At 73.6% G+C, this 22,600-nt stretch carries 18 protein-coding genes; 7 read left to right on the top strand and 11 right to left on the bottom strand.

The genetic code is table 11. From position 1 onward, the window contains the following. Window positions 1–46: 46 nt before the first annotated feature. Window positions 47–1,576, bottom strand: a complete 1,530-nt coding sequence (locus ACFSVL_RS09655; RefSeq protein WP_378302579.1) for a serine/threonine protein kinase — start codon at window positions 1,574–1,576, stop codon at window positions 47–49. Between the two features lie 133 nt (window positions 1,577–1,709). Here ACFSVL_RS09655 and eccD point away from each other — a divergent pair, with 133 nt between their 5' ends. Beyond that, window positions 1,710–3,086: a type VII secretion integral membrane protein EccD gene (eccD, locus tag ACFSVL_RS09650; RefSeq protein ID WP_378302577.1), complete on the top strand. Its 1,377-nt coding sequence runs from the start codon at window positions 1,710–1,712 to the stop codon at window positions 3,084–3,086. A 1-nt stretch (window position 3,087) separates the two neighbouring features. Then, window positions 3,088–4,482 (top strand): type VII secretion protein EccB, encoded by a 1,395-nt coding sequence (eccB, locus tag ACFSVL_RS09645; RefSeq protein ID WP_378302575.1) that lies wholly within the window; start codon window positions 3,088–3,090, stop codon window positions 4,480–4,482. A 523-nt stretch (window positions 4,483–5,005) separates the two neighbouring features. Here eccB and ACFSVL_RS09640 read toward each other — a convergent pair. The 3 genes from ACFSVL_RS09640 to eccCa are packed head-to-tail and all read right to left on the bottom strand — an operon-like array spanning window position 5,006 to window position 10,710. Continuing rightward, window positions 5,006–6,367, bottom strand: a complete 1,362-nt coding sequence (locus ACFSVL_RS09640) for a hypothetical protein (protein WP_378302573.1) — start codon at window positions 6,365–6,367, stop codon at window positions 5,006–5,008. Further along, the gene (locus ACFSVL_RS09635; RefSeq protein WP_378302571.1) at window positions 6,364–6,723 is read right to left on the bottom strand and encodes a hypothetical protein; all 360 of its coding nucleotides are present in this window, start codon (window positions 6,721–6,723) and stop codon (window positions 6,364–6,366) included. The genes ACFSVL_RS09640 and ACFSVL_RS09635 overlap by 4 nt, the downstream gene beginning before the upstream one ends. A gap of 36 nt (window positions 6,724–6,759) precedes the next feature. After that, window positions 6,760–10,710, bottom strand: a complete 3,951-nt coding sequence (eccCa, locus tag ACFSVL_RS09630; RefSeq protein WP_378302569.1) for a type VII secretion protein EccCa — start codon at window positions 10,708–10,710, stop codon at window positions 6,760–6,762. A 174-nt stretch (window positions 10,711–10,884) separates the two neighbouring features. Here eccCa and ACFSVL_RS09625 point away from each other — a divergent pair, with 174 nt between their 5' ends. Both ACFSVL_RS09625 and ACFSVL_RS09620 read left to right on the top strand, forming a co-directional pair. Then, window positions 10,885–11,232 carry a WXG100 family type VII secretion target gene (locus tag ACFSVL_RS09625; protein WP_378302567.1) on the top strand — a complete coding sequence of 116 codons (348 nt, stop codon included), beginning with the start codon at window positions 10,885–10,887 and terminating at the stop codon, window positions 11,230–11,232. 1 nt (window position 11,233) lies between these two features. Then, window positions 11,234–11,530, top strand: coding sequence for a WXG100 family type VII secretion target (locus ACFSVL_RS09620; protein ID WP_378302565.1), 297 nt, complete (start codon window positions 11,234–11,236; stop codon window positions 11,528–11,530). A 273-nt stretch (window positions 11,531–11,803) separates the two neighbouring features. On the opposite strand, the gene ACFSVL_RS09615 is transcribed toward ACFSVL_RS09620, so the two are convergent. Further along, window positions 11,804–12,271, bottom strand: a complete 468-nt coding sequence (locus ACFSVL_RS09615; protein ID WP_378302563.1) for a hypothetical protein — start codon at window positions 12,269–12,271, stop codon at window positions 11,804–11,806. Continuing rightward, window positions 12,268–13,563: a type VII secretion-associated serine protease mycosin gene (gene mycP / locus ACFSVL_RS09610; RefSeq protein ID WP_378302561.1), complete on the bottom strand. Its 1,296-nt coding sequence runs from the start codon at window positions 13,561–13,563 to the stop codon at window positions 12,268–12,270. Before mycP ends, ACFSVL_RS09615 begins: the two co-directional genes overlap by 4 nt. A gap of 114 nt (window positions 13,564–13,677) precedes the next feature. On the opposite strand from mycP, the gene ACFSVL_RS09605 reads away from it, so the two are divergent. The 3 genes from ACFSVL_RS09605 to ACFSVL_RS09595 are packed head-to-tail and all read left to right on the top strand — an operon-like array spanning window position 13,678 to window position 15,398. Then, window positions 13,678–13,965, top strand: a complete 288-nt coding sequence (locus ACFSVL_RS09605) for a YbaB/EbfC family nucleoid-associated protein (RefSeq protein ID WP_378302559.1) — start codon at window positions 13,678–13,680, stop codon at window positions 13,963–13,965. Further along, window positions 13,962–14,282: a type VII secretion target gene (locus ACFSVL_RS09600; RefSeq protein ID WP_378302557.1), complete on the top strand. Its 321-nt coding sequence runs from the start codon at window positions 13,962–13,964 to the stop codon at window positions 14,280–14,282. The genes ACFSVL_RS09605 and ACFSVL_RS09600 overlap by 4 nt, the downstream gene beginning before the upstream one ends. 9 nt (window positions 14,283–14,291) lie before the next feature. After that, a complete protein-coding gene (locus ACFSVL_RS09595; protein ID WP_378302555.1) occupies window positions 14,292–15,398 on the top strand; it encodes a WXG100-like domain-containing protein in 1,107 nt (368 codons plus the stop codon). A gap of 51 nt (window positions 15,399–15,449) precedes the next feature. Here ACFSVL_RS09595 and ACFSVL_RS09590 read toward each other — a convergent pair whose 3' ends face one another. The 5 genes from ACFSVL_RS09590 to ACFSVL_RS09570 are packed head-to-tail and all read right to left on the bottom strand — an operon-like array spanning window position 15,450 to window position 22,171. Further along, window positions 15,450–15,782, bottom strand: coding sequence for a YbaB/EbfC family nucleoid-associated protein (locus ACFSVL_RS09590; RefSeq protein ID WP_378302553.1), 333 nt, complete (start codon window positions 15,780–15,782; stop codon window positions 15,450–15,452). Between the two features lie 54 nt (window positions 15,783–15,836). After that, window positions 15,837–17,924: a transglutaminase family protein gene (locus tag ACFSVL_RS09585; RefSeq protein WP_378302551.1), complete on the bottom strand. Its 2,088-nt coding sequence runs from the start codon at window positions 17,922–17,924 to the stop codon at window positions 15,837–15,839. Beyond that, window positions 17,921–19,054, bottom strand: coding sequence for a DUF58 domain-containing protein (locus ACFSVL_RS09580; protein WP_378302549.1), 1,134 nt, complete (start codon window positions 19,052–19,054; stop codon window positions 17,921–17,923). The genes ACFSVL_RS09585 and ACFSVL_RS09580 overlap by 4 nt, the downstream gene beginning before the upstream one ends. After that, complete coding sequence (locus tag ACFSVL_RS09575; protein ID WP_378302547.1) at window positions 19,054–20,016, bottom strand: AAA family ATPase; 963 nt, start codon at window positions 20,014–20,016, stop codon at window positions 19,054–19,056. Before ACFSVL_RS09575 ends, ACFSVL_RS09580 begins: the two co-directional genes overlap by 1 nt. Before the next feature lie 4 nt (window positions 20,017–20,020). Next, entirely contained in the window at window positions 20,021–22,171 is a 2,151-nt protein-coding gene (locus ACFSVL_RS09570; RefSeq protein WP_378302545.1) for a fibronectin type III domain-containing protein, read from the bottom strand. Window positions 22,172–22,600 lie beyond the last annotated feature (429 nt).

Here is a 22,600-nt window from a genome sequence, read left to right as displayed (position 1 = left end):
CGAAACCCGTTCGCGCCAGCCGGGTTCACCGGGTCGTGGAGCGTGCTCACCGGTGGCAGACCGCGCCCCGGATGGCCTGCGGTTCGCTGCGGTAGACGGCCTGGCTGTCGGTCGCCTGCACCTCGAAACAGTAGCGGCGCAAGGGATCGACCTGAACGGTCAGGGTGTGTTGGCGTTGTGCCAGCACCGCCTTGTTGGGCTCGCCCTCCGGCGCGACGATCACCGCGTAGTCCACCGCGCCGGAGCTGCTGCTCCAGGTGAGCGTGACCTGCGTGCCGCGGTCCGCGGGCTGGTCCAGCCGGACGTCGACGGCGGGCGCGGCGGCGGCCGGAGCGGGAGCGGGCGGCGGGGTGCGCGCGACCGTGGTGAGGTCGTCGGATCCGCTGGTGAGCACCATGACCAGCCCGACGCCCGCCACTGCCGCCGCGACCAGTCCCCCGGCGACGAAGTCCAGCCGGATCCGCCGTCCGGTCCCGCGCGGGGTTTCGCCCGGGGCTTCGCGCTGGGTTTCCCCCGGAGGCTCGCCGGTGGGCGGCGGTTCCGGGAAGTCGTCCGGGTCCGGCGGGGCTTCCGGCAGCGCGGCGACCACCGACGGCGGCAGCCGCACCGGCGGAGCCCCGCCGAAGTCGTCGAAAGCCGGTTCCGGCGCGGGTTCGGCGCTCCACGGCGCGGCACTGGGCGGCACGGCATCGGGCGGCGCGGCACTCGACGGCGCGACATTGGGCGGCCCGGCGCTCGACGGCCCGGCATCGGACGGCGCGGCACCCGGCGGCTCAACCACCGGCGCCGGCGGGGCGAGCCGGGCGATCATCTCCCCCAGCCGGTCCGCGACCCAGCCCGCGTCGGCCGGGCGGTTCGCCGGGTCCGGCGCGAGCAGCCTGCCGACCACTGTGGACAGTTCGACCGGCACGCCCGGTTCGTGGATGGCGGGCACCGGGGTGCGCAGCACCCGCAGGACGCGTTCCCCCGCCGGTTCGCCCAGCCGGCCCGGCAGCGGAGGGCGGCCGGTCAGCGCGAGGTGCAGCAGGGCGCCCAATCCGTAGAGATCGGTGCGTTCGTCCAAGGTTTCCGTGCGCAGCGTCTCCGGGGCCAGGAATTCCAGCGACTCCATCGGATCGCGCGGGAACGCCTGGCGCAGCGCGACGCCGAAGTCCGCGAGCACCGGTTCGCCGGACGCGCGGAACAGCACGTTCGACGGCTTCACCCCGCCGTGCACCACGCCCGCCGCGTGCGCGCCCGCCAGCGCCGCGGCGACCGCGTGGCCCAGCACCGCCGCGTCGGCCGGGCCGAGCCTGCCCACCCTGGACAGCAGCGCGGCCAGCGACTGCGGGCACAGCTCCATCCGCAGCGCGTGCCGTCCGTCGGGCAGCTGGTCGACCGCGTGCACCGGCAGCGCCGAGGCGACCTCGCGCAGCCTGCCGCGTTCTTTCTCCACTGTGGACAGTGTGGCGCGGTCGAACCGGGCCGGGAAGACCTTCAGCGCCACCGGAACCCCGCCGGCGGACCCGGAGTACACGGCGGCGGCCGGCCCGCTGCCCAGCGGAGTCCAGCCGCCGCCCGCCGTCTCGCCTCGCACCGCCGACCTCCGTGTCCGCTAGCTGCCGACCCGGTTCCGCCGTCGCGGCCGGGTCTTCATGGTAGGAGAAATCCCAGCCGTGCGCGGCCGCTCCGGCAGGTTGCTGCCGCCCGCTCCGAGAGGAAGATCCGCGATGCCCACCATCGGCCTCGTCCGGGTGACCGTGGCGGCCCCGGCCCGCCGCGTCGACCTGACCCTGCCGGAGCGGTCCCCGATCGCCGAGCTGATGCCCGGCCTGCTGCAGCACGCCGGCGAGCACCTGGCCGACCAAGGCGTGCCGGACGGCGGATGGGTGCTGCGCCGTTCGGACGGCACCGCCCTCGACGGCTCCGGCACGCTGTCCTCGCACCGCGTCCTCGACGGCGAGGTGCTCAACCTCGTGCCCGCCCGCACCGAATGGCCGGAACTGGAATATGACGACCTGGTCGCCGCGATCGCCGCCGGTGCCGAACGCGCCAGCAGCGCCTGGGAACCCGCGCACACCCGGCGGGCCGGGCTCACTGCGGGCGCGATCGCCGCACTGCTCGCGCTGGTCGCGCTCCTCACCGCCGGACCGCCGTGGCCCGGCCCAGCGGCCTGGGCACTCGGCGGCGCGGCATTGCTACTCGTGGCAGGGGTAGCACTGGCGCGCGCGGCCGGTGACGCCGGGGCAGGCGCAGTGCTCGGCGCGGCCGCCTTGCCATTCGCCTTCGCTGGCGGCGGACTGCTGTTCGCCGGCGACCGTCCGCTGACCGGTCTCGGCGCGCCGCACCTGATCGCGGCCGGCGCGGCCCTGCTGCTCGCCGCGGTTCTCGGCCTGCTCGGCGTCGTCGAGCGACCGGCGCTGTTCGTCGCCGGCGCGACGGCCGGTCTCCTCGGAATGCTCAGCGGCTGGCTGGCGACGACCGGAACGATCGGCACCACCGGAGCCGCGGCGATCGTCGCGGGCGCCGGGCTCGCGTTCTCCCCGTTGCTCGCCCCGCTGTCGATCCGCGCCGCGCGGATGCCGATCCCAGTCCTCCCGCGCGGAACCGCCGACCTCCTGCGCGACGAACCGCAGCCGCCGCGCCCCGCCGTGTACGCGACCGTCGTGCGCGCCGACGGCCTGCTCACCGGCATGGTCTGCGGAGTCGTCCTCGCCGTCGTCCCAGCGATCTTCGTCCTGGTACGCGACGGACAGACCTCGGCCTTAATAGTCACCGGCCTGCTCACCGCCGGTTTCACCTTGCGCGCCCGGCTCCACCCGGTCCTGGCCCAGCGACTCGCGCTCCTGCTGGCCGCCGGTTTCGGCGCCGGTTCGCTCGCCTTAGGCCCGCTGCTAGCCGCCGGCCCATTGCGCGCCGCCGCACCCGTCCTTTTAGGACTCTGCGCCGCGACAGTCCTCATCGGACTTCGCCGGAGCACCAAGGACTCCAGCCCACGCTGGGGCCGCTACGCCGAACTGCTTGAAGCCGTCGTGGTGCTGGCGGTCGTCCCGACAGTGTGCGCGGTGCTCGGCCTCTACGGCTACCTGCGCGGGCTGGGCGGCTGAGATGGCCACCGCACGCGATCGGCTGCAAGCCCACCAATTCCTGCTGCAGCGCACGGTTTCGGCGCTGGTGACCCGGGAGACCGATCCGGAACAGCCGCCGTTCCGGCTGCCGTCGGCGTCGGCGATCGCCGGAATCGTGCTGGCAGTGCTCGCCCTCGGCGCGACCGGGGTGTACGGGCTGCTCTCCCCCGGCGGCGACCGCAGCTGGCAGGACGGGAAATCCGTAATCGTGGAAAAGGAAACCGGCACCCGGTACGTCTACCTCAACGGCAAACTCGATCCCGTCGCGAACTACTCTTCAGCGCTGCTGGCCCTCGGCTCGCCCGCGCAGACCACGTCGGTGTCCGCGAAATCGCTGGCCGGCGTCCCGCGCGGACCGCGGATCGGCATCCAGGACGCCCCCGACGCACTGCCCACCGCGGACCGGGTGCTAGGCCAAGGCTGGACCCTCTGCTCCCAGCCCGGCACCGACCTCTCCGGCGCGACCGCGTACCGCTCGGCCCTGTTCGTCGGCCACGAACCGCCCGGCACCCCGCTCGGCCCTCGCGGACTGCTGGTGCGAACCCCGGAAAGCGGCGACGAATACCTCCTCTCCGGCGGCTACCGGCACCGGATCGCCGCCGAAGACGCCGTCGCCGTCGGCCTGGCCCTGGGCTCGGCCCCGGTCACCCGCGTCGGCGCGGCTGTCGTCGACGTCCTGCCCGAAGGCACCGCCGTCGCCCCGATCCCCTTGCCGGACAAGGGCAAACCCTCGCAAGCGGTGCCCGGACGCGCGGACCTGCTAGCCGGGCAACTGCTGGCCATGGACAACCAGCACTACCTCGCCGAACCCGGCCAGCTGCGGCCCATCACCCCGCTGGAGTACGAAATCCAGCGCGCCTACCGCCCGACGACCGCCGCGTACGGCGGAGCCGAACCGTTCCCGGTGCGGCTGAGCCCGATCGAACTGAGCGGCGCGAAAGTCGCCGACCGCCCCGCCCCGACCGCCCGCGACCTGCCGCACGCCCGTCCCGACTTCGCCCCCGCCGCTTCCGGCCGGGTCTGCCTGTCGTTCGCCCCCGCTTCGTTCGTGCCCTCGGTCAGCGTGGACAACGTCCTGCCCCCGCCCGCGACCACCACCGCGGCCCGCACCGAGGGCGGCGTCGCGCTCGCCGACCAGGTCGTAGTTCCCCCCGGCACGGCGGCGGTCGTGGAGGCGATGGCAAGCGACCGCGCCCCCGCCGGAACCTACGCGGTGGTGACCGACCTGGGGCGGGCGTACCCACTGGGGCGGCCGGATGTGCTGGAAACCCTCGGCTACGCCGGAATCCGCCCGGTGCGCGTCCCGGCTGCGCTGGTGGCGAGGGTGCCGCAGGGGCCGGGGCTGGACCGGGACGCGGCTTTGAAGCAGTGGTGAGTGCGGCGGGGCTTGAGGGGTCGTGAGTGGCTATGCCGGTTCTAACCGGCATAGCCACTCACGACCCCCAGCCCGACAGCCGCACAGTCGCCCGCCGTGTACGAGCGATGCACACCGGCGGCCCGCCCTGCGCCGAAAAACGGCGCTGCCGCTGTCCGGCAACACCGCCGCCGTCCGGAGGCACCGCCGCCGCCCAGCAGCACCGCCACTGTCCGGGCGGCAACGCCGCCGTCCGGAGGCACCGCCGCTGTCCGGGCGGCACGGCCGGTGTTCGGCCACACCACCGCTGTCCCGCAGCACCACCGCCGTTCGGCGGCCCACCCAGGCCCCGTCAGCGAGCCAACACGCCCGGCAGTGCGAAACGGTCCCGCACCACGCCGGAGCAGAACGGCCTTCCGAGGGGGTCGTGAGTGTTAATCCCGGTTAGAACCGGGATTAACACTCACGACCCCAGCCCGCCCACGATCGGCCCCGCGCCCGAAAAGGCGGCACCGCCGCATCGGCGGTGCCGCCTCACTCCCGGTCAGCGGGCCGATCGCCCCGGCGCGGTCTGGCCCGCCGCGCTCGGTTCGGTCACCTGCCACAGGTCGTCGTCCAGGACCTCGACAGTCATGCGGTCGTCCGCCCGTTCCCGGCGGGACGCGCGGGCCAGCGGGGCGAACGCCGACGGGTCGGTCCGGCCGGATTTGCCGCGCAGGGACGCGGGCAGCCCGGGCGGGTTCGTCCGGCGCGGGCCGCGGCCGGACGGCGGGCGTTGCGCCGCACCGGAACCCGGTGTCCCGCCGCCACCGCCGGACAGGCCGCCGAGGCCGGACATCGGGGCCATCGGCATGCCGCCGCCACCGCTGCCGCCGGACGGCTGCGCAGGTCCGGCTTCCGGGAGCTTCGGTGCCTGGCCGCTGGGGAGCGTCGCGGCCTGCTGCGTCAGCGGGAACGCGGGCTGCGGCGGCTTCGGGCCGCCACCGCCCAGTTTCACCCCGGGTACGGCACCGCCGAAGCCACCGCCGAGGCCGCCGAGTCCGCCCAAGCCGCCCATCGGCAGCGGCAGTCCGCCGGGCAAGGACGGCGGCGGAGCCGACAACGGCGGCAGCGGCGGGAGGGCCGGCGGCGCGACCGGCGCGGAAGCACCGCCGAGTCCGGACAGCGACGGGTCCTGTCCCGGGGACGGGATCTGGGGTGAGCCGGGCTGCTGCGGCTGATCACCGGGCAGGCCGCCGGATTGGTCACCGGACTGACCGGGCTGGTCACCGCCTTCCGCACCGCCCGGCTGCGCCCCGCCGCCCTGCCCGGCGCCGGCGGACGAACCGCTCGCCCCTTGCTGTCCGCCCGCGCCCGCACCCGCACCGCCGGGCGAACCCGCACCGCCGCCAGGACTGCCAGCACCGCCGGAACCGCCCCCGCCGGAGCCGAGCGGGCCGCTCCAGTCGTTGCCCTTGGTGGCGGTGACGGCCTTGGCGGCGCGGTCGAACGTCCCGGCGAGGTCTTCCAGCTTCGCCGCTCCTTGCTCGGCCAGCCGCTGCATCTCCTCCGGCGAGACCAGCAGTCCCAGCAGCCGGTTGGTCACGTCGTCGAACCACTTGCCTGCCTCGGCGATCTTCGCGGACAGGGTTCCCAGCTCAGAGACCGCCTGATCGATGCCAGCGGTCCAGGAATCGATGTCCGCGACGCTCTTCCCGCCGCGCCGCTGCAGCCCGGTGCCCGCCGCGTCGGTCCAGTCCGGCTCCAACGCCTTGAGCTGCTGCTGCAGCGACCTCGACGCCCCGGTCAGCTGGTTCTTCGCTTGCCGCCACATCTCGGCCGCCTGGTCGGCGACCGCCTGGAGCGGCTTGGTGCCGTTCATGATCTGGATCTGCGCCGCGATCTGCATCCCGCGATACCCGCTCATCGGGTCACCCCCGGTGCTCCCGGCAGGAAGGGCCCGAGCACTCCCGGCCCGATCGGCACCCCCGGCTTCAACGGGGACAGGTTGTTCGAGAGTGCCTCCTTTCCCGCTTGGTCCGCCTTCAGGTACTCCTCCGCCGCTACGCGAGCGGTCGAAGCGTAGTGCCCGAACCCTGTCTTCACCTGCTCCAGAAACTTCTGCAGTTGCTCCGCGGACTGCCGCTCCGCCTGTGCGAACGCCGTGCCCTCGGGCATCCCGCCGCTCGTCGCGGCCGCGCCCCCGCCGCCGAGGCCCCCTGCCGGGGGCTGCGGGCGGAACTTCATCATCGCGTCGGGGACCCCGCTCAGTTCTGCTGCCATTTTTCGCCTCCTTGCGCCGATCCGGTCACTTTCGCCTCACTCGCGCGGCGGCAGCCAAGCCAGCTGGAGCAGCCGGGCGCCCTCGCGACGGGTGATCAGCCTGCCGCGCCCCGGCGGCAGGGACTCGGGTTTCAGCCCGCCGAGCAGCGGGCCCTCCTCGCGGTCGCCGGACAGCATCAGCCCGGGCGAGCCGACGTCGCGCACCCGCGCGAGGAACTGTTCGAACAGCGCGCGCCCGGCGCCGCCGGTGCGACGGGTCAGCACCACGTGCAGCCCGATGTCGCGGCCCTGCGCGAGGTAGTCCATCAACGGCAGGAACGGGTTCTCCATCACCGACGCGACGAGGTCGTAGTCGTCCACGAGCACGAACAGTTCGGGGCCCTGCCACCAGCTCCGGGCGCGCAACTGCTCCGGCGTCACGTCCTGGCCGGGCAGCCGTTCGGCCATCGCGCGCGCCGCGTCGTTCATCAGCCGGGCGGTGGTGGCCAGGTCGGTGCCGTAGCCGAGGAGGTAGTCCCCCTCGACCTCGCCGAGCAGGCCGCGCCGATGGTCCACCAGCAGGATCCGGGCCTGGTCCGGCGAGTACGACGTGGTGATCCGCCGTGCGAGCGTGCGCAGGAAAGCGGTCTTGCCGGAATCCGCGTCGCCGAGCAGCAGCAGGTGCGCATCGGCGGCGAAATCGAGCCGGACCGGGGCCAGGTCTTGTTCCGCGATGCCGACGGCGAGCTGGTGCTTGGCCGGATCGTCGCGGGGCGGCAGCGCTTCGTAGGCCAGTTTCGCCGGCAGCAGCCGGACGTTCGGCGCCGGTTCCCCTTGCCACGCCCCGGCGGCCGCACTGACCAAATCGGACACTCCGGCCGCGAGATCGTCGGCGGTGTCCCGGCCGTCGAGCCGGGGCAGTGCCATCAGCAGCTGGTGCCCGGTGCTCGCGATGCCGCGGCCGGGCGAGTTCTCCGGCACGTTCAGCGCGCTCATCCGGTCCACCGTCGTGTCGACCGGATCGCCGAGCCGCAGCTCGATCCGGCTGCCGAACAGGTCCCGCACGTTCGGCCGCAGATCGAACGACCGCGAGCACGACACCACCAGGTGCACCCCGTAGGCGAGGCCGCGCGCGGCGATCGCGGCGATCAGGTCCTCCAGGTCCTCGAAATCCTTGCGCAGCGTGGGCCAGCCGTCCACCACCAGGAAGACGTCGCCGTAGCGGTCGTCTTCCGGACGGCGTTCCCGATAGACCGCCATCCCGTCGATCTCGTCCTCGGCGAACCGGCGTTCCCGCTCGGAGAGCACAGTGGACACTTCGGCGACCGTGCGCCGGACCGCGCCCGCGTTCTGCCGTCCCGCGACCCCGCCGACGTGCGGCAGCCCGCGCAGCGAAGCCAGCGAACCGCCGCCGAAGTCCAGGCAGTAGAACTGCACCTCGCGGGGCGTGTGCGTGAGAGCGAGCGACGCGATGATCGACCGCAGCGCGGTGCTCTTGCCCGACCGTGGCGCGCCGGTGACGACCACGTGCCCGGCGGCCGCGGACAAGTCGAGCACCAGCGGGTCCCGGCGCTGGTCCAGCGGCCGGTCGACAACCCCGGCGACGGCCTTGAGCGAACCGCGGAGACCGGGGTCGCCCGCCTGCAGGCCGCGTTTTCCGTCCACTGTGGCCGGTCCGAGCAGACTGTCCATTGTGGGCGGTTCGGCCAGCGGCGGCAGCCAGATCTGGTGGGCGGGCGAGCCGCGGCCGGCGAACCGGTCGACCAGGATGTCCATCAGGCTCTCGCCGATCGCCTCGTCCGGGTCCTCGCCCGGTTGTTCGGCTTCGGCCTCCTCGGCGGGCGGAGCGACGTACGCTGTCGAGTAGACCTGCATCCCGGGCAGTTGCACCGGTCCGGAACCGACCGGGGCTGCCCCGGCGGCGTGGACGCCGGACACGTAGGCCGAGCGGAACCGGACCATCGGTTCGTCGCCGAACTTCAGGAACCCGTGCCCGGGCGCGCGGGGCAGCGTGAACGCGTCGGTCACGCCCAGCACGACCCGGCTGTCGATCTCGGAGAACGTCCGCAGCCCGATCCGGTACGACAGATGGGTGTCGAGCCCGCGCAGCCTGCCCTCCTCCAGCCGCTGCGAGGCGAGCAGCAGGTGCACGCCGAGCGAGCGGCCGACCCGTCCGATTTGGACGAACATGTCGATGAAATCCGGGCGGGCGGACAGCAATTCGCTGAACTCGTCGCAGACCACCAGCAGCGTCGGCACCTCGGGCAGCGGCGCGCCGGAGGTGCGGGCCTTCTCGTAGTCCCGCAGCGACGAGAAGTTCCCGGCCGCGCGCAGCAGTTCCTGGCGCCGGATCAGCTCGCCGTTGATCGCCTCGGTCATCCGGTCGACCAGCGGCAGCTCCTCGGCGAGGTTCGTGATCACCGCGCTGGTGTGCGGCAGCTTGTCCAGCCGGGTGAAGGTCGCGCCGCCCTTGAAGTCGATCAGCGCGAAGTTCAGCGTGTTCGGCGGATGCGTGATCGCCAGCGCGAGCACCAGCGTGCGCAGCAGTTCGCTCTTGCCCGACCCGGTCGCCCCGATCAGCAGCCCGTGCGGGCCCATCCCGTCCTGCGCGGACTCCTTGAGGTCCAGTTCGATCGGCGTGCCGTCCGGCCGGATGCCGAACCGCACGCGCAGCCGGTCGCGGCTCGGCCTCGGCAGCCACGTGTCGGCGGGGTCGAACGCGAACGGATCGCCCAGTTCCAGCAGGCTTTCCAGGCCCAGTTCGGCGCTCAGCGGCTGTTCGCCGCGCGCGGCCGCGGTGAGCCGCAGCGGGGCCAGCTGCCGCGCCAGCGCCTCCGCCGCCGGGACCGGCAGCTGATCCGCCTGTCCCAGCACGGTTTCCGCTTCCCCGGTGTCGTTCGTCAGCGTGCCGTCCGCCGCGACGTCGAGCACCAGCACGGTCGGCTCCGGCGTGTTCGGCGGCTCGGTGGTCAAGTCGAGCAGGGTGACGCCCTCGACGCCGCCTGCGGTCATCAGGTGGTCCGAGCCGGCGAACGAACCGCCGTCCAGCACGACCACCAGATGCGGCCCGGACACCCGGGCCGAGGACTGCGGGTCGAACCGGGGCCGGTCGGCGAGCACGTCGTCCAGCATCGCTTCGAGCGTGGTGATCGAGTTCGCGACCAGCCGGAGCGGGCCGAGCGCGTCGGTGCGCTCCGGGTGCAGCGCGTGCGGCAGCCACTTCACCCATTCCCAGCCGGGAGCCTCGTCCGGTCCGGCGCAGATCGCGACGCGCAGGTCGTCCGGTGACTGCAGCGCGGCGAGCTGGGCGAGCATCGCCCGCACCAGCGCGGCCGCCCGCCGCTGGTCGCCGTCGAAGTGGATCCGGGCGAACCCGTCGACAGCGAGCGCGAGCGGCAGCCCGCCGATCGCCGAGTACGTCGTGATGAACCGGCGCAACGCCAGCGCGGACAACGGTTCCAGCTGTTCCAGCGGCTTCGTGTCCGGCGCGATCAGCGCGGTCGCCAGGCTCTGCTCGCCGAGGCCGATCCGGACCGCGCCGAAGTCGGGGTCGGTCCGGCGGCGTTCCCACAGCCGGTGGCTCGCCGCCACCGACCACAGCGCGTCCGGTTCAGGATGCAAGTACCACAATGCTTCTCGCTGCCGGCGGGCCGTGCGCGCGACGCGCATCCGATGCTGCGCGAGCCCCCGCAGGTACAGCCGGCGCGCGTGCCCCATCTCGCGTTTCGACGCGCCGCCGCCGTTCAGGAACGACAGCACCAGCATGCCGACGATCGCGACGCCGAACAGCCCGAGCACCACGTACCGGATCGTGCCGCTGGACCCGGTGCCGCTGAACATCAGCACCATCGCGGCCATCATCGCCACCATCGGCAGCACCATCAGCACCTGCGCCCAGCCGCGGCCGGGCGCGGCGGGCAGCTCCGGCGGCGCGTCCAGCACCAGCTCGCCCGACGGCATCTCCGGCGCCGGGCGGCGGATCGGCCTGCGCACCACGACTGTCGCCACGACGGTCTCCTCTCTCTCTCCTGCCGCGATCATCACGCCCCGGCGGCGCGCCAGGGCGTCCGTGGCAGGAAGAGGCCTCGCCGGCCCGGCGGCGGCGGGCGCGGATCTAGCGTCGGTTCGCGGGCGCGACGCGCCCGGGCATCCACCAACGGAAACGAGGAAAGGAGCGAGCCCATGCCGAACGGCGATCAGCTGCACGGCGTGACCGAGAGCCTGCAGCGCGGTGCGCAGATGGCGGGCACCGTGTCCACGAACATCCAGTCCCACCAGGCTCAGTTGCGGCCGACCGTGGAGGCGCTGAAGGGCCAGTGGGAGGGCACCGCGCGGCCCGCGTTCGACGCCGCGCACGCGAACTGGGAACAGGGCATCACCCGGCTCGTCGCGGCGCTCAACCACCTCGGCGAGAACACCAAGTACTCCTCGCACACCTACGACATGGCCGACCAGGCCAGCGCGTCCGGCCTGCACGCGGCGGGCGGGATGTCGCCCTTCGGCGGCGCGCTGAACACGGCAGGAGGATGACATGCTGATCAAGGGCAACTTCGGGCAGCTGGACCACCTTTCGTCGCAGATCATGGCGACGGTCGGCAAGGTGCAGCAGGAGATGGACACCTGGCGCACCGCGTCCGGGGCCACCGCGAACGACTGGCTGGACCAGGCAGGCGGCCAGTTCAGCGAGGTGAACCAGGCCTGGCAGCAGGTTTCCACCGCACAGCAGGACATGCTGCAGGCACTGCGCGGCGGCGTGGTCAAGGCGAACGGCGAGCTGCAGCAGGCGCTCGCCTCGGCCAAGGCCCGGGTCGGCAGCGTCACCATCTAGGACGTCATGAGCGGCTATGCCGGTTCCAACCCAATGCCGCGTAGCTTAAGCCGGCGCTGACGGTGCCGGAGCGGGTTTGCGGTCCGTGAGGGGAACCCTGAGGGAATCAGATTCCCTCAGGGTTCCCCTCACGGACGTGAAGATACGGTCAGACAGGAATCAATCGGGCGTTTCGGTGCGGTTGTCGTCCATTGTGGACGAAAGCGCGCCGAGGCGACGCGGCTTAGGTTCCCGGCTATGCCGGTTCTGACCGGCATAGCCGCTCACGACCCCCTACCCGCGGACCAGCCGGAGCACGCCGCTTCCCGGACGCGCCGCCGCCAGCACGAACTTCACGTCGTTGATCGAGGCGAACTCGCCCGCGGTGGGCCCGGACGAGATCTGCCCGCTGATCCCCGCGGACACCCCCAGCACGATCCCCTCCGGGCCGACGCTGGCCACCACCGCCGCCCCGGGACCGTTGCTCGTGGCGAAACTCAGCTCGCTGCCCGCATGCACGAGCACCTCGCACGAACGGCGGCGGCACGCGGAGACGTTCTTGCCGTCCGCCGCGGTCATCGGCTGCGAGTCCAGCGCTGGTCCGGCTGGCGTGGCCGGGCTGCTCGACGTGGTCGGAGCGGCCGAGGTCGAAGCCGGGGTCGAGGTCGGTGCGGGCAGCGTGACCGGCCGCTGGTCCGGCGGTTCCGCCGAACAGCCGCCGAGCGCCAGCACCAGCGCCGCTCCGGCGATCGGACGTTTCATGGTTTCCTCCACGACGGCTCGGCCCGCTCGACCGCGGGCGGCGGGAACAGGAACATCTCCTCGGGCGGCTCCTCGCGCACGAGAGCACGGGGTTTCGCGGCCGATCGCCCGGCCCGCCACCGCCGCCGGCGTCCGCGCACGGCGACGGCCGCGCCGAGCACCGCCAGCAGAATCGCCAGAACCAGCGCTCCGGCAACGAGTTTCGCCGACGCACCGGTCCGCGCCCACCACGCGTGCTCCTGCTGCGCGGCGACGTCGACGGCTTGCGGCGGCACCGCCGGAAGCGCTTGGGGCGTACCGGAAAGCCCTTCGGTGACCGCCCGGTACGGATCGACGACCCCCGCGCCGTAGGCCGGGCTGCCCGCACCGCCGCGCGCGACGTCGGCGGTGGCGATCAGCCGTTGCGCCACCTGCTGCGCGGTCAGCGACGGCCAGGCCGCCCGCACCAGCGCGGCGGTCCCCGCGACGAACGGCGCGGCGAAACTGGTGCCCTCCCAGTAATCGTGGCCGCCGACACGGGTCGCGCCGACGACGCCTTTGCCCGGGGCCATGAGGTCGACGTAGGGGCCGATCTGGGAACTGTCGTCCCGCGCCCCGGCGATGTCGATCGAGCCGACGCCCAGCACCCCGGGATAGCTCGCCGGGAACGAGGCGGAACCGGCCGCGGATTCCTGCCGGTTCCCCGCCGCCGCGACGATCAGCGCGTCCTTCGACTGGGCGTAGGCGACCGCGTCCCGGATCGGCGGCAGGTCGCCGTAGCCCGACAGCGACAGGTTGATCACCTTCGCGCCCTGGTCGGCGGCGTAGCGGAGGCCCGCGCCGACCGCCTCCGGGGCGATCGGCTGCGGTTCGCCGCTGTCGTTGAGCGAACGGTCGGTGACCCGCACCGGCAGGATCCGCGCGCCGGGCGCGATCCCCGAGAACCCGATGCCGGACGCGGGATCGGCGGCGATGATCGAGGCGACCGCGGTGCCGTGCGACGCGCAGTCGAAGTCGCCGGGCAGCTCGCCCGCGAAGAAGAAGTCCCGGCCGGGCAGCACTTTGCCCGGTGCGCTCAGCTGCGGATGATCGGCGTCGACCCCGGAGTCGACGACCGCGACGAGCACGCCCGCGCCGGTGGTCGACGGCCACACCCGCTTCGGGCCGAGCAGCTGCTGCGCCCACGGTTCCTGGACGACCGGCGAATGCGCGGGATCAGCGTGCGCGCACACCCCGGCGGGCGGCGCCGCCTCCGCGAGCGGCGCCGCCGAGACCAGCAGGACTGGCACGAGCAGGGCGAGGAATCGGTTCATGGTGCGGCCATGGTCCCCGCGCGGCGGGCCCGGCGGAGGCGGGTGGCCGGAAGCGGTCACCGCGATCCGTTCCGGCGCGGACTCGGCGACTCTGGGCGGAAAAGGGAGGACATCATGGACGATCACGCGTACTGGCAAGGAATCGCCGACGGCCTGCGCGCGCTGCGCGACGGCCTGCCCGACATCCGCGGGGAGGCCGGTTCGCCGGACGGGCTGGTCCACGCCACCGTCGGCGGCCGCGGCGAACTGCTCGCCCTCGACCTGGACCCGAGGATCTACCGGCTCGGCGACTCGCACGCGGTCGCGCACACGATCACCGAGGCCGTCCGGGCCGCCGGGGTCGCGGCGGCGGGACGGGTCGGGGAGCTGACCACGCGGCTGCTGCCCGGAGACCCGTCATGACCGCGGCGGGCGTGCACCTCGACACCGATGCCCTGCAACAGCACCTCCGCCAGCTCAGCCAAACCGGGCAGCAAGTCGCGGCCGCCTGTCAAAACAGCGCGCAAACCATCGCCAGCGGCGAAGCTGCCATCGGCACCGGCCCCCTCGCCGACGCCTTCCGCCGGCCTTACACCGCGGCCAGCCAAGCCGTCCGGACCGCCGCCGAGCGGATCCCCGCGCTCTACCGGCAGCTCGCCGAGGTCGGCGCGAGCTGTGCGGCGGACTACGCCCGGCGGGACGCGGACGCGGCGGGCGCGATGTCCGCCGTGCGACGGTAAGGAGCCACGATGCCGATCGCCGAACCCTCCGCCGAATTCGGCTTCTGGCCGCGCGTCAAGGCATTGTCCGGGTGGCCGCAGACCGACGAGGACGCGGTCGCGAAGCTGGCCGACGGCTGGACGAAAGCCGCCGAAGGATTCACCGCGGCGGGCAGCAAGGACACCAGCGGCATCAGCCAGGCGTGGGGCGATCCGGCGGGCACCGCGTTCGCCGGCAAGACCGCGCAGACCGGCAAGGCGGCGGCCGAGGCCGGGCAGTCGATGCGGAAGATGGCGGCCGCGGTCACCGGCTTCGCCGACGAGGTCAAGACGACCAAGACGAACATCGCCAACGCGGTGACGCCGAACATCAGCGTCTACTCGTCGTACCTGCATCTCCCGCGCGGTGCCGGGCAGGCCGCGGCGGAGAACCTCGTCAAGCAAGTCGCCGCCGAGGTGAAAAAGCTGCTGGACCAAGCCGTTTCCCGGATCTCGGGGGTCGCGAGCGGCCAGCAGGCCGCACCTCCTCCGCCCGCCGCCGCGCCGGAGAAGGGCCTGGACTACCAGAAGGTCGGCGACTACGCCTCGATCCTGGCCGGCATCGGCGGCGCCCTGTCGCTCACCCCGGCCGCACCGGTCGCCGTGCCGATCACGGTCGCGGCGAGCCTGGTGGCGTTCCTCGCGCACGGCAAGGCAATGCTCGACAAGAGCCAGGACCCGAACCAGTCCGTGACGGCCTGGGACTGGGTCGCGCTCGCCGGAGACGCGGCCGGCGGCTACGGCGCGCTCAAGGTGCTCGGCGCCGGTGCCAGGGGAGCCTTCGAGGCGGCGGCCGCGCCAAACGTGCTCGGCGGGCCGGGCGCGGCGGACGTGTTCCAGTCCGGGGTGAACGCGGCCACCCGCGAAGGCTCGATGCCGGCCCAGGCCTGGCAGTACACCGGGCAGCAGGTGGCGGACAAGCTCGGCAAGAGCGCGGAGTTCGGCCAAGGCGTCGCGACGGCGGGGCACCAGGCGGCCAGCGCGCTGCCGCAGGCTCCGGCGATCGCCGAGCAGTTCGGCGGGAAGCCGTCCGAGGAGGAGAAGAACGTCAGCTCCTCGCTTAATACCGCGGCGAGCATCTATCACGTGGTGCGATAGCGGGCACCGGGTCGAGGACGCGTCTTCGACCCGGTGCCTTCCGGACAGATGTCACTGCCGCGCGCGCCGCTCCACCTCCGCCAGCACCGGATCGAACGCCAGATCCACATCCGCGAACCCGGTACCCGGCGGCAAAAACGGCTGAGCCACCCCGAACGCGCGACGGTCAGCGTCCTCCGTCGCCGCCTGCACCGTGCGCAGGACACGCGCGGCCAAAGACGCCGCATCCCGATCACGAAGCGCACGCGGGTCAAGCCACAATTCCCGGAGATCATGGTCATAGCCCACGATCGCAGCGACAAAACGGTCCTCCGACTCAGCGGAGCCCTGGATTTCGGCGAAGGCCCGATAGGCCGCGCGGATGGAGTCAGGTTCGGCAGTCATGCCGTCCAGTCTCCGCAGGCTGACCGGCGACCGGAGGCCGCTGGCACCAACCGGTCACGCCGGAACCGGGAGCAGGCTGCGCACCTCGAACGAAGCCCGCAGCCGAACCCGCCACGGCTCCCCCGCTAGCCCCTTCCGCAGCGCCCGCACCGCGGTCCAGGCTTGTTCGACCGCGCGGTCGTCCGTATCCGCCCCGGACCACAGCGCCGTATCGACCTGCCGCGCCAGCCATTCCAGCCCTTCCGCCGCCGATCTGTCCGCTGTGGACGGAAGGAGCCCGGTCATCTCGCGCACGGTCGCACCGGGCGGGACCGCGATCCCCCGTGCCCGCAGCAAATCTCGCGCCTCCCGCCACGCCGCGACGACACCGTCCGCGCCCGTGCGGCGACGCCGCCGGGCCGTGCGGAGCGTCCGCAACAGCGGGATCGCGGCGACCAGCAGCATCGACAGTCCGACGGCCCCGGCCAGCAGCCACTGCGGCGGGAACGGGAACGCGGGGCCCTCGGCGGCCGCCTCGCCGGCGGCCGGATCGTCCTTCGGCGTGTCCGGATCGTGCAGCTGCGGCGGGGGCGGCAGCTCGGCCCGCGCCCGCGCGGTCACCTGCGCCAGCGCCCCGGCGGGCTGCTGCCCGGCACCGCTGGTCGCCGCGCCCGCCGGGTCGAGCGGTACCCAGCCGACGCCGGCCACCGCGACCTCCGGCCAGGCCAGCACGTCTCCATTGTGGACGGTCACCGGCCCGGAACCGCTTGCCGGGGCGTGGAATCCGACCGCGATCCGGGCCGGGATGCCGGTGACCCTGGCGAGCGCGACGTACGCCGCGGCGAACTGTTCGCTGGTGCCCGCTTTGGCGCCGAAGAGGAACGTGCGCAGCTGTGCCCAGCCGCTCCCGGTGGGCAGGCGCGGGCCGGTCGCGAGCCGGTAGTGCTCGCTGAAGTACCGCTCCAGCTGCAGCGCCGAGCGGAACGACGGCCGCAGCCCGCCGGTCGCGGTCCGGGCCAGCTCGGCGACCCCGGGCGGGACCTGGCCGAGGCCGCCGGTCACCGCCGCCGGGTCGATCCCGGCGTCCAGCAGCGCGGCCGGAGCCGGTTCCCGCCAGCCGAGGTCGTAGCTGACCGGGCCGGTGCGGCCGGGCAGCAGGAGCACGCCGGTGCCCGGGTCGACGAGCGGCGCGATCCCGGTCACCGCGGCGGGTTCGGCCTGGCTCGGCAGCCACGGGCCGTCCGTCGAGGCGGGCACGGTGATCCGCGCGTGGTGCCGGGCCTCGCCGAGCGAAGCTCCCAGCCGCCGGTAGCCGTCGCCGGCCCGCCAAGTGACCCCGTCGAAGTCTTCGAGCACCGCGATCCGCCAGCGGTCGACTTGGGACGCCCCTGAGTAGCTGAACACCGGTGCCGCCGGATGCGTGAGCCGCTCGGCGATCTGGCCGAGCGGGTCTTCGACGCGCATCGGCGGCAGCGGAACCGCTTCGTGCTGCAGCGCCAATGGCGGTTGCGCGCCTTGATCGAACGCGGTGATCCCGACCGAAACAGCCACTGCCAACACTGCCGTCGGCACCAGCAGCACCGCGCGGCTGCCCTGCCGCCGGGTCGCCGCGAGCAGCGCGCCCGCCACGACGACGTAAGCCAGCCCGGACACCGTGGCCACCGGACCGGACAACGCGACGTACGCCTGGCTCAATCCCAGGACCGCCAGCCCGGGCAGCAGCGCGACCGCCGGACGGCGCAGCAGCTCCACGCCCAGCACCGACGCGAACAGCACCGCCAGCGGGACGAACAGCAGCAGCTCCGGATCCGGCCGTGCGGGCCAGGTCGACTGCAGGGTCAGCTGCCAGGACTGGACGACGCCGTCGAGCAGTCCGCCCAGCATCCGCGGCCCGGGCAGGTCCGGGCCGAACTCCAGCTCTCCCAGCGCCAGCAGCCCGGCCGCGAGCGCGAGCACCGGCCGCCACGGCGCCAGCGCGGACACCGCCGCGCACAGTTCGGCGACCGCGAAGCACACCACCAGCGTCACGCCGATCGGCAGCGCCAGCGGCCCGGCACCGAACACCGGCACCCAGCCCATCCCGGCCAAGCCGGTGGCGAGGAGCAGGAGCGTGGTGGGCAGTCGTGAGTGGCGATGCCGGTTAGAACCGGCATAGGCACTCACGAGACCCCAACCCGCATGGCATTCCACCGACGGCTTGCCTCCGCCGCGTCCGGCGCGGAAAGCACTGTCGCGCCGGGAATCCCAGCGCAAGACGCACCCAGCACAAACACGAAGACCGGCGCGTACCGGGCACGCAACGCGGCCAGCGCGGCCCGGTCCTCCGGCGAAGCACCACCGGTGACCACCGCCAGCCCGCCGACCCCGGACCGGATCAGCTCGTCCGGCACCAGCGGCGCGTCCGCGCCGGACGGACCGACCTCGCACAGCGCGTCGAGCAGCCGCCGCAACGCGGTCGTGCCGCCGCCGGTGTCGAGGTCGAGCCCGCCCGGGGTCACCAGCCGCACCGGCTGGTCGTCGCCCGCCGCCGACGCGGCCAGCGACGCGGCGAGGTCCACCGCCTCCTCCAGAACCGGGCCGCGCAGCCGCGTGTCCAGCACCGCAGTGAAGCGCGGCTGGTCGGGATCGACGTAGTCGCGGACCATCAGCTGCCCGGTCCGCGCGGTGGCCTTCCAGTGCAGGTGCCGGACCTCGTCGCCGGGCACGTACTCGCGGACCTCGCGCAGGTCGAACGAACCGCGCAGCCGCTCGTCGACCGCCGCGCCCTCGTGGTGGTGCCGGGGACGGCCGCCCTTCGGCGCCCGCATCGCGTGCACCCGCGGATACACCCGCAGCGTCGCGGTTTCCCCGGTGGCGAGCGTGCGACGGCCGAGCCCGAGCGGGTCGCCGCGGTCGAGCGTGAGCGGGCCGACCCGGTGCTTGCCGCGGACTGTGGTGGGCAGTTCGTAGTGCTGCACCGCCTCGGCGTTCGGCGCGAGCGCGCGCACGCTCACCACCTGCGTGGCCGAGCCGATCCGGTCGACCGCGCTAAAGGCGGCCTGCCGACGTCCGGTCGGATTGTGCACGCGCAGCCGCGCGAACGCCGGACAGCCGCGTTCCACCCGGTCCGGATACAGCTCGCGCGCCACCGCGACCCGCGGCCGCCGCCCGGTCACCACGACCGCCGAACCCACCGCACCCGCGGCGGCGCCGGCGATCGCGAGGAACACCGGGTAGCCGGCGAACTGGCCGAATCCGAACAGGACCGCCGCGGCCGCCAGGACCCCGATGCCCCGCCCGGTCAGCCTGCCCATCAGGCGCCCGCCCCGCTCGCGGCGGGCGCGGGCGTCGCCTCGAGCACCTCGTCGACGACGCTCGCCGGGCTCCGGCCGTGCAGTTCCGCGTCGGTGGTGAGGATCAGCCGGTGCGCGAGAACCGGATGCGCCACCTCCTTGATGTCGTCCGGGGTCACGAACGCGCGGTCGTAGGTGGCCGAAAGCCCTTGTGCGGCACGGATCAGCGCGATGCTGCCGCGCGGGCTCGCCCCGTAGCGCAGCGCGCTGTGCCCGCGCGTCGCGGCGGCGAGCCGGGCGGCGTACTCGCAGATCGCGCGGTCGACGTGCGCCGAGCGGACCTTGGCGATGGTGTTCTGCAGCGCGGGCAGGTCGACCACCGGCGACAGCTCGTCCGGGCTGACCCCGGCGCACTCCCCCATGATCGCCATGACCTCGCTCGCGAGATCCGGGTAGCCGATCTCCAGCCGCATCAGGAACCGGTCCAGCTGCGCCTCGGGCAGCCGGTAGGTGCCGGCCATCTCGATCGGGTTCTGCGTCGCGACGACCAGGAACGGCCGGGGCACCTCGTGCCGCACCGCGTCCACCGTCACCGTCCGCTCCGCCATCACCTCCAGCAGCGCGGACTGCGTTTTCGGCGTGCCGCGGTTGATTTCGTCGGCCACCACGACGTTCGCGAACACCCCGCCGGGGCGGAACTCGAACCGCTCGGTGCGCTGGCGGTACACCGGCACCCCGGTGATGTCGCCGGGCAGCAGGTCGGGGGTGAACTGGATGCGGTTCCACGACCCGCCGACGCTGCGCGCGAGACAGCGGGCCAGCGTCGTCTTGCCGACGCCCGGCACGTCCTCGACGAGCAGGTGCCCCTCGGCGAACAGCGCGGCCACCGCGAGCCGCACCGCGTGCGGTTTGCCCCGCAGTACACTGTGGACACTCGCGGCGACGCGCTGGTAGACGGTGCCGGGCGAAAGTGCTTGCGTCATCTGCCTATTCCCAGGTGATCGTATTGGACTGGACACTGGTGCCGTCCGCGGCGGTCACGGTGACCCAGATTTTCTGGCCGGGCCGGTCGTAGTTGAGCTCGTCGTAGAACACCGAACCGTTGCCGTTGGCCCGGGTGGATTCGGTCCGGACATTGGGGTTGCTGTCCGAGCTGAGCCGGAGCGACACCTCGCTGCCCGGCGGGAACCCGGAGACCGTCACGTTCACCTTCGCGCAGTTCTCGTGGCAGTTGTCGCTGGTGGTGGGCCCGCCCTGGCTGATTTTGACGCTCCGCGCCGGGATTCTCAGCGTCTTCGACGACGCGGCTCCGGTGCGGGTTTCGCCGTCCGGCGTCCTGGTCACCGCGCGCACCGTGAAGGTGTACGACCGGCCGGCGGCCAGCCCGCCGTATTCGGTGCTGGTGCCGCCGACGGTCTTCGAGCCCAGCCCGGTGCCGGAAACCTCGTAGTGCACCAGCGATCCGCCGCCGAGGTCCGGCTGCGTCCAGGACAGCGAGGCGCCGTCGCCGCCGCTGCGCGTCACGGTCAGCCCCGGTGCGGACGCCGCGGCAGCCGGGGTCGCCGAGGCCGACGCACCCGGTCCGGTGCCCGCCTTGTTCGACGCGGTGACGGTGAAGGTGTAGCGGGTTCCGTTGCGCAGACCGGAAATCGTGGCCTGCCGGGTGCCGCCGCCGACGGTCTTCGAGCCGCCCGCCCACTTGATCTCGTACGACGACACGGCGGCCCGGTTGCTCGCCGCGGCGCCCCAGGAAACGGTCGCCGAGCCCGCACCGCCGGACGCGGACACGTTCGGCGGCGCGCCCGGCGGACTCGCCGGAACCGCGGGCGGCTGCGGTTTCTCCTTCGGCGGCGGCTTCTGGCTCTGCGGTTCGTGGCGGGGACCGTTGCCCGCGTTGCGATCCGGCGGCCCGGACCGTCCGTCGGCCACGCCGCGCTGTTCCGCCGGCGGCGCGTTCGGCTGCGGCGGGGCGTTCGGCTGCGGCGGCACCGGCTGGTTCGGGACGGATTGGTTCGGGGCGGGCTGGTTCGGCGCCGGCTGGTCCGGTTTCCCGGCCGGCGGCGGGACCACCGGGACGTCGGCGACCTTGCCGTCCTTGCCGACCGCCAGCACGTGTGTGCCCTGGCCGCCGTCGACGTAGATGCGCGCGTCCTCGCCGCGGGCCAGCCGGGCCGGACCGGGCGGGAGCGGTTTGGCGTCGGACTGCTTGCCGGTGGCGTCGAAGGTGTACAGGGTCCCGGCGGCGCGATCGACCAGCGCGACCACGGAACCGCCCGCCACCGGGCCGTCGTACTGCCCGGCGGGCAACGGCACCGTGACCGGTTTGGCCGGCTTCGGCGCCGGATCGACCAGGTACAGCCGGTTCGCCTGCGGATCGAGCAGCGGCACGCGCCCGGAAACGTCGTTCGCCGCCGCGCGCAGTTCCTTCGACGGCGGCAGGCCCATCGCCACCGCGTCGCCGAGCTGGCCGCCCGCGACGCTGTGCACGGTGCCGTCCGTGGCGTCGACGAAATGCGGCTGGTCGCCGACCAGGGTGAGCCCGCCGCCGTGCCCGGACGGCAGCACCACCGGGCAGGACGACACCTGGTCCGCGCCCTTGTCGAGCCGGCAGAGCAGCCCGGAACCGGTGCGGAACAGCCACACGGTGCCGTCCGCCGTCGCGACCGGAGTGCCGACCGGGCCGCCCGCGGAGATCGTCGCGGGCGGTTCGCCGAGCCGCACGATCTGCCCGGCCTGGCGGTACACCAGATACGGCCCGCCCGCGGTCTCGACCGCCGCCGGGACCTCGCCGGACGGCGGCCGCACCGACGGCCCGGCGCTCAGGTCGGACTTGCCGAACCGGGTGATGCGCTGGTCGCCGACCACGTAGCCGCTGGTGTCGCCCTGCACGACCTGGCTGCCCTGGTCGCCGGGGACCGGGGCCTGCGCGTCGATCGCCGCGGTGCCCCCGTCGAGGTGGAAAGCCGCCTGCAGCACCGAGTTGTAGACCCAGTGCCCGCCGGGCAGCACCCGCATCCCGGGCAGCGACCGCGCCGCGCCGGTGACCGCCACGAGCACCGCCCCGACCACGACGGCCGCGAGCACCGCCGCTGGTGCCCGGCGGCGCCATCTTCCGTTGCGCCGACTGCTTTCGTTCACAGCGCCGGAAAGTAGCCGAGCGGTCAGGGAGGGGTCCCGGGGTTGGCCGCAACGGGCCATCGGTGATCGTCCGTGAAGGACTCCGTGCGGGAATCCGCGTCCCATGCCGGGGACTTCAGCCGCGCGGCCCCACGCCTGCCGACCGTCCACAAAGGACGCCAGAACGGTCGAAATGCCCAGCTGACGCCATCATGTCCGTTTCGTCGAGTCCGTGAGGGGAACCCTGAGGGAATCAGATTCCCCCAGGGAGGCCCCCACAGACGACACGCCAGTTCCCGCCGCCCGCGTCGGCCCCGGCGCAAGCCGACGGTCCGCCAGCCGTGTCGGCCTGGGCGGACACGCCTCGGCCGCACCCATAACGACGCCTTCAGTCCCTGGCATAGGGAATCAGAGTCCGTGAGGGCCACCTTCACGGACAACCCAACCCCG

This window comes from Amycolatopsis silviterrae, from assembly GCF_042684085.1.
In the GTDB taxonomy this organism is placed as follows: Bacteria; Actinomycetota; Actinomycetes; order Mycobacteriales; family Pseudonocardiaceae; genus Amycolatopsis; species Amycolatopsis silviterrae.
The sequence above is the reverse complement of the archived record's forward strand: the minus strand, read 5'-3'. Positions and strand labels throughout refer to the sequence as shown.

What these genes read in the sequence shown, in the direction of transcription:
- eccD (WP_378302577.1), top strand. Translation starts at nt 1,710, where the DNA reads ATGCCCACCATCGGCCTCGTCCGGGTGACCGTGGCGGCCCCGGCCCGC.
- eccB (WP_378302575.1), top strand. Translation starts at nt 3,088, where the DNA reads ATGGCCACCGCACGCGATCGGCTGCAAGCCCACCAATTCCTGCTGCAG.
- ACFSVL_RS09640 (WP_378302573.1), bottom strand. Translation starts at nt 6,367, where the DNA reads ATGAGCGGGTATCGCGGGATGCAGATCGCGGCGCAGATCCAGATCATG.
- ACFSVL_RS09635 (WP_378302571.1), bottom strand. Translation starts at nt 6,723, where the DNA reads ATGGCAGCAGAACTGAGCGGGGTCCCCGACGCGATGATGAAGTTCCGC.
- ACFSVL_RS09625 (WP_378302567.1), top strand. Translation starts at nt 10,885, where the DNA reads ATGCCGAACGGCGATCAGCTGCACGGCGTGACCGAGAGCCTGCAGCGC.
- ACFSVL_RS09620 (WP_378302565.1), top strand. Translation starts at nt 11,234, where the DNA reads ATGCTGATCAAGGGCAACTTCGGGCAGCTGGACCACCTTTCGTCGCAG.
- ACFSVL_RS09615 (WP_378302563.1), bottom strand. Translation starts at nt 12,271, where the DNA reads ATGAAACGTCCGATCGCCGGAGCGGCGCTGGTGCTGGCGCTCGGCGGC.
- mycP (WP_378302561.1), bottom strand. Translation starts at nt 13,563, where the DNA reads ATGAACCGATTCCTCGCCCTGCTCGTGCCAGTCCTGCTGGTCTCGGCG.
- ACFSVL_RS09605 (WP_378302559.1), top strand. Translation starts at nt 13,678, where the DNA reads ATGGACGATCACGCGTACTGGCAAGGAATCGCCGACGGCCTGCGCGCG.
- ACFSVL_RS09600 (WP_378302557.1), top strand. Translation starts at nt 13,962, where the DNA reads ATGACCGCGGCGGGCGTGCACCTCGACACCGATGCCCTGCAACAGCAC.
- ACFSVL_RS09595 (WP_378302555.1), top strand. Translation starts at nt 14,292, where the DNA reads ATGCCGATCGCCGAACCCTCCGCCGAATTCGGCTTCTGGCCGCGCGTC.
- ACFSVL_RS09590 (WP_378302553.1), bottom strand. Translation starts at nt 15,782, where the DNA reads ATGACTGCCGAACCTGACTCCATCCGCGCGGCCTATCGGGCCTTCGCC.
- ACFSVL_RS09580 (WP_378302549.1), bottom strand. Translation starts at nt 19,054, where the DNA reads ATGGGCAGGCTGACCGGGCGGGGCATCGGGGTCCTGGCGGCCGCGGCG.
- ACFSVL_RS09575 (WP_378302547.1), bottom strand. Translation starts at nt 20,016, where the DNA reads ATGACGCAAGCACTTTCGCCCGGCACCGTCTACCAGCGCGTCGCCGCG.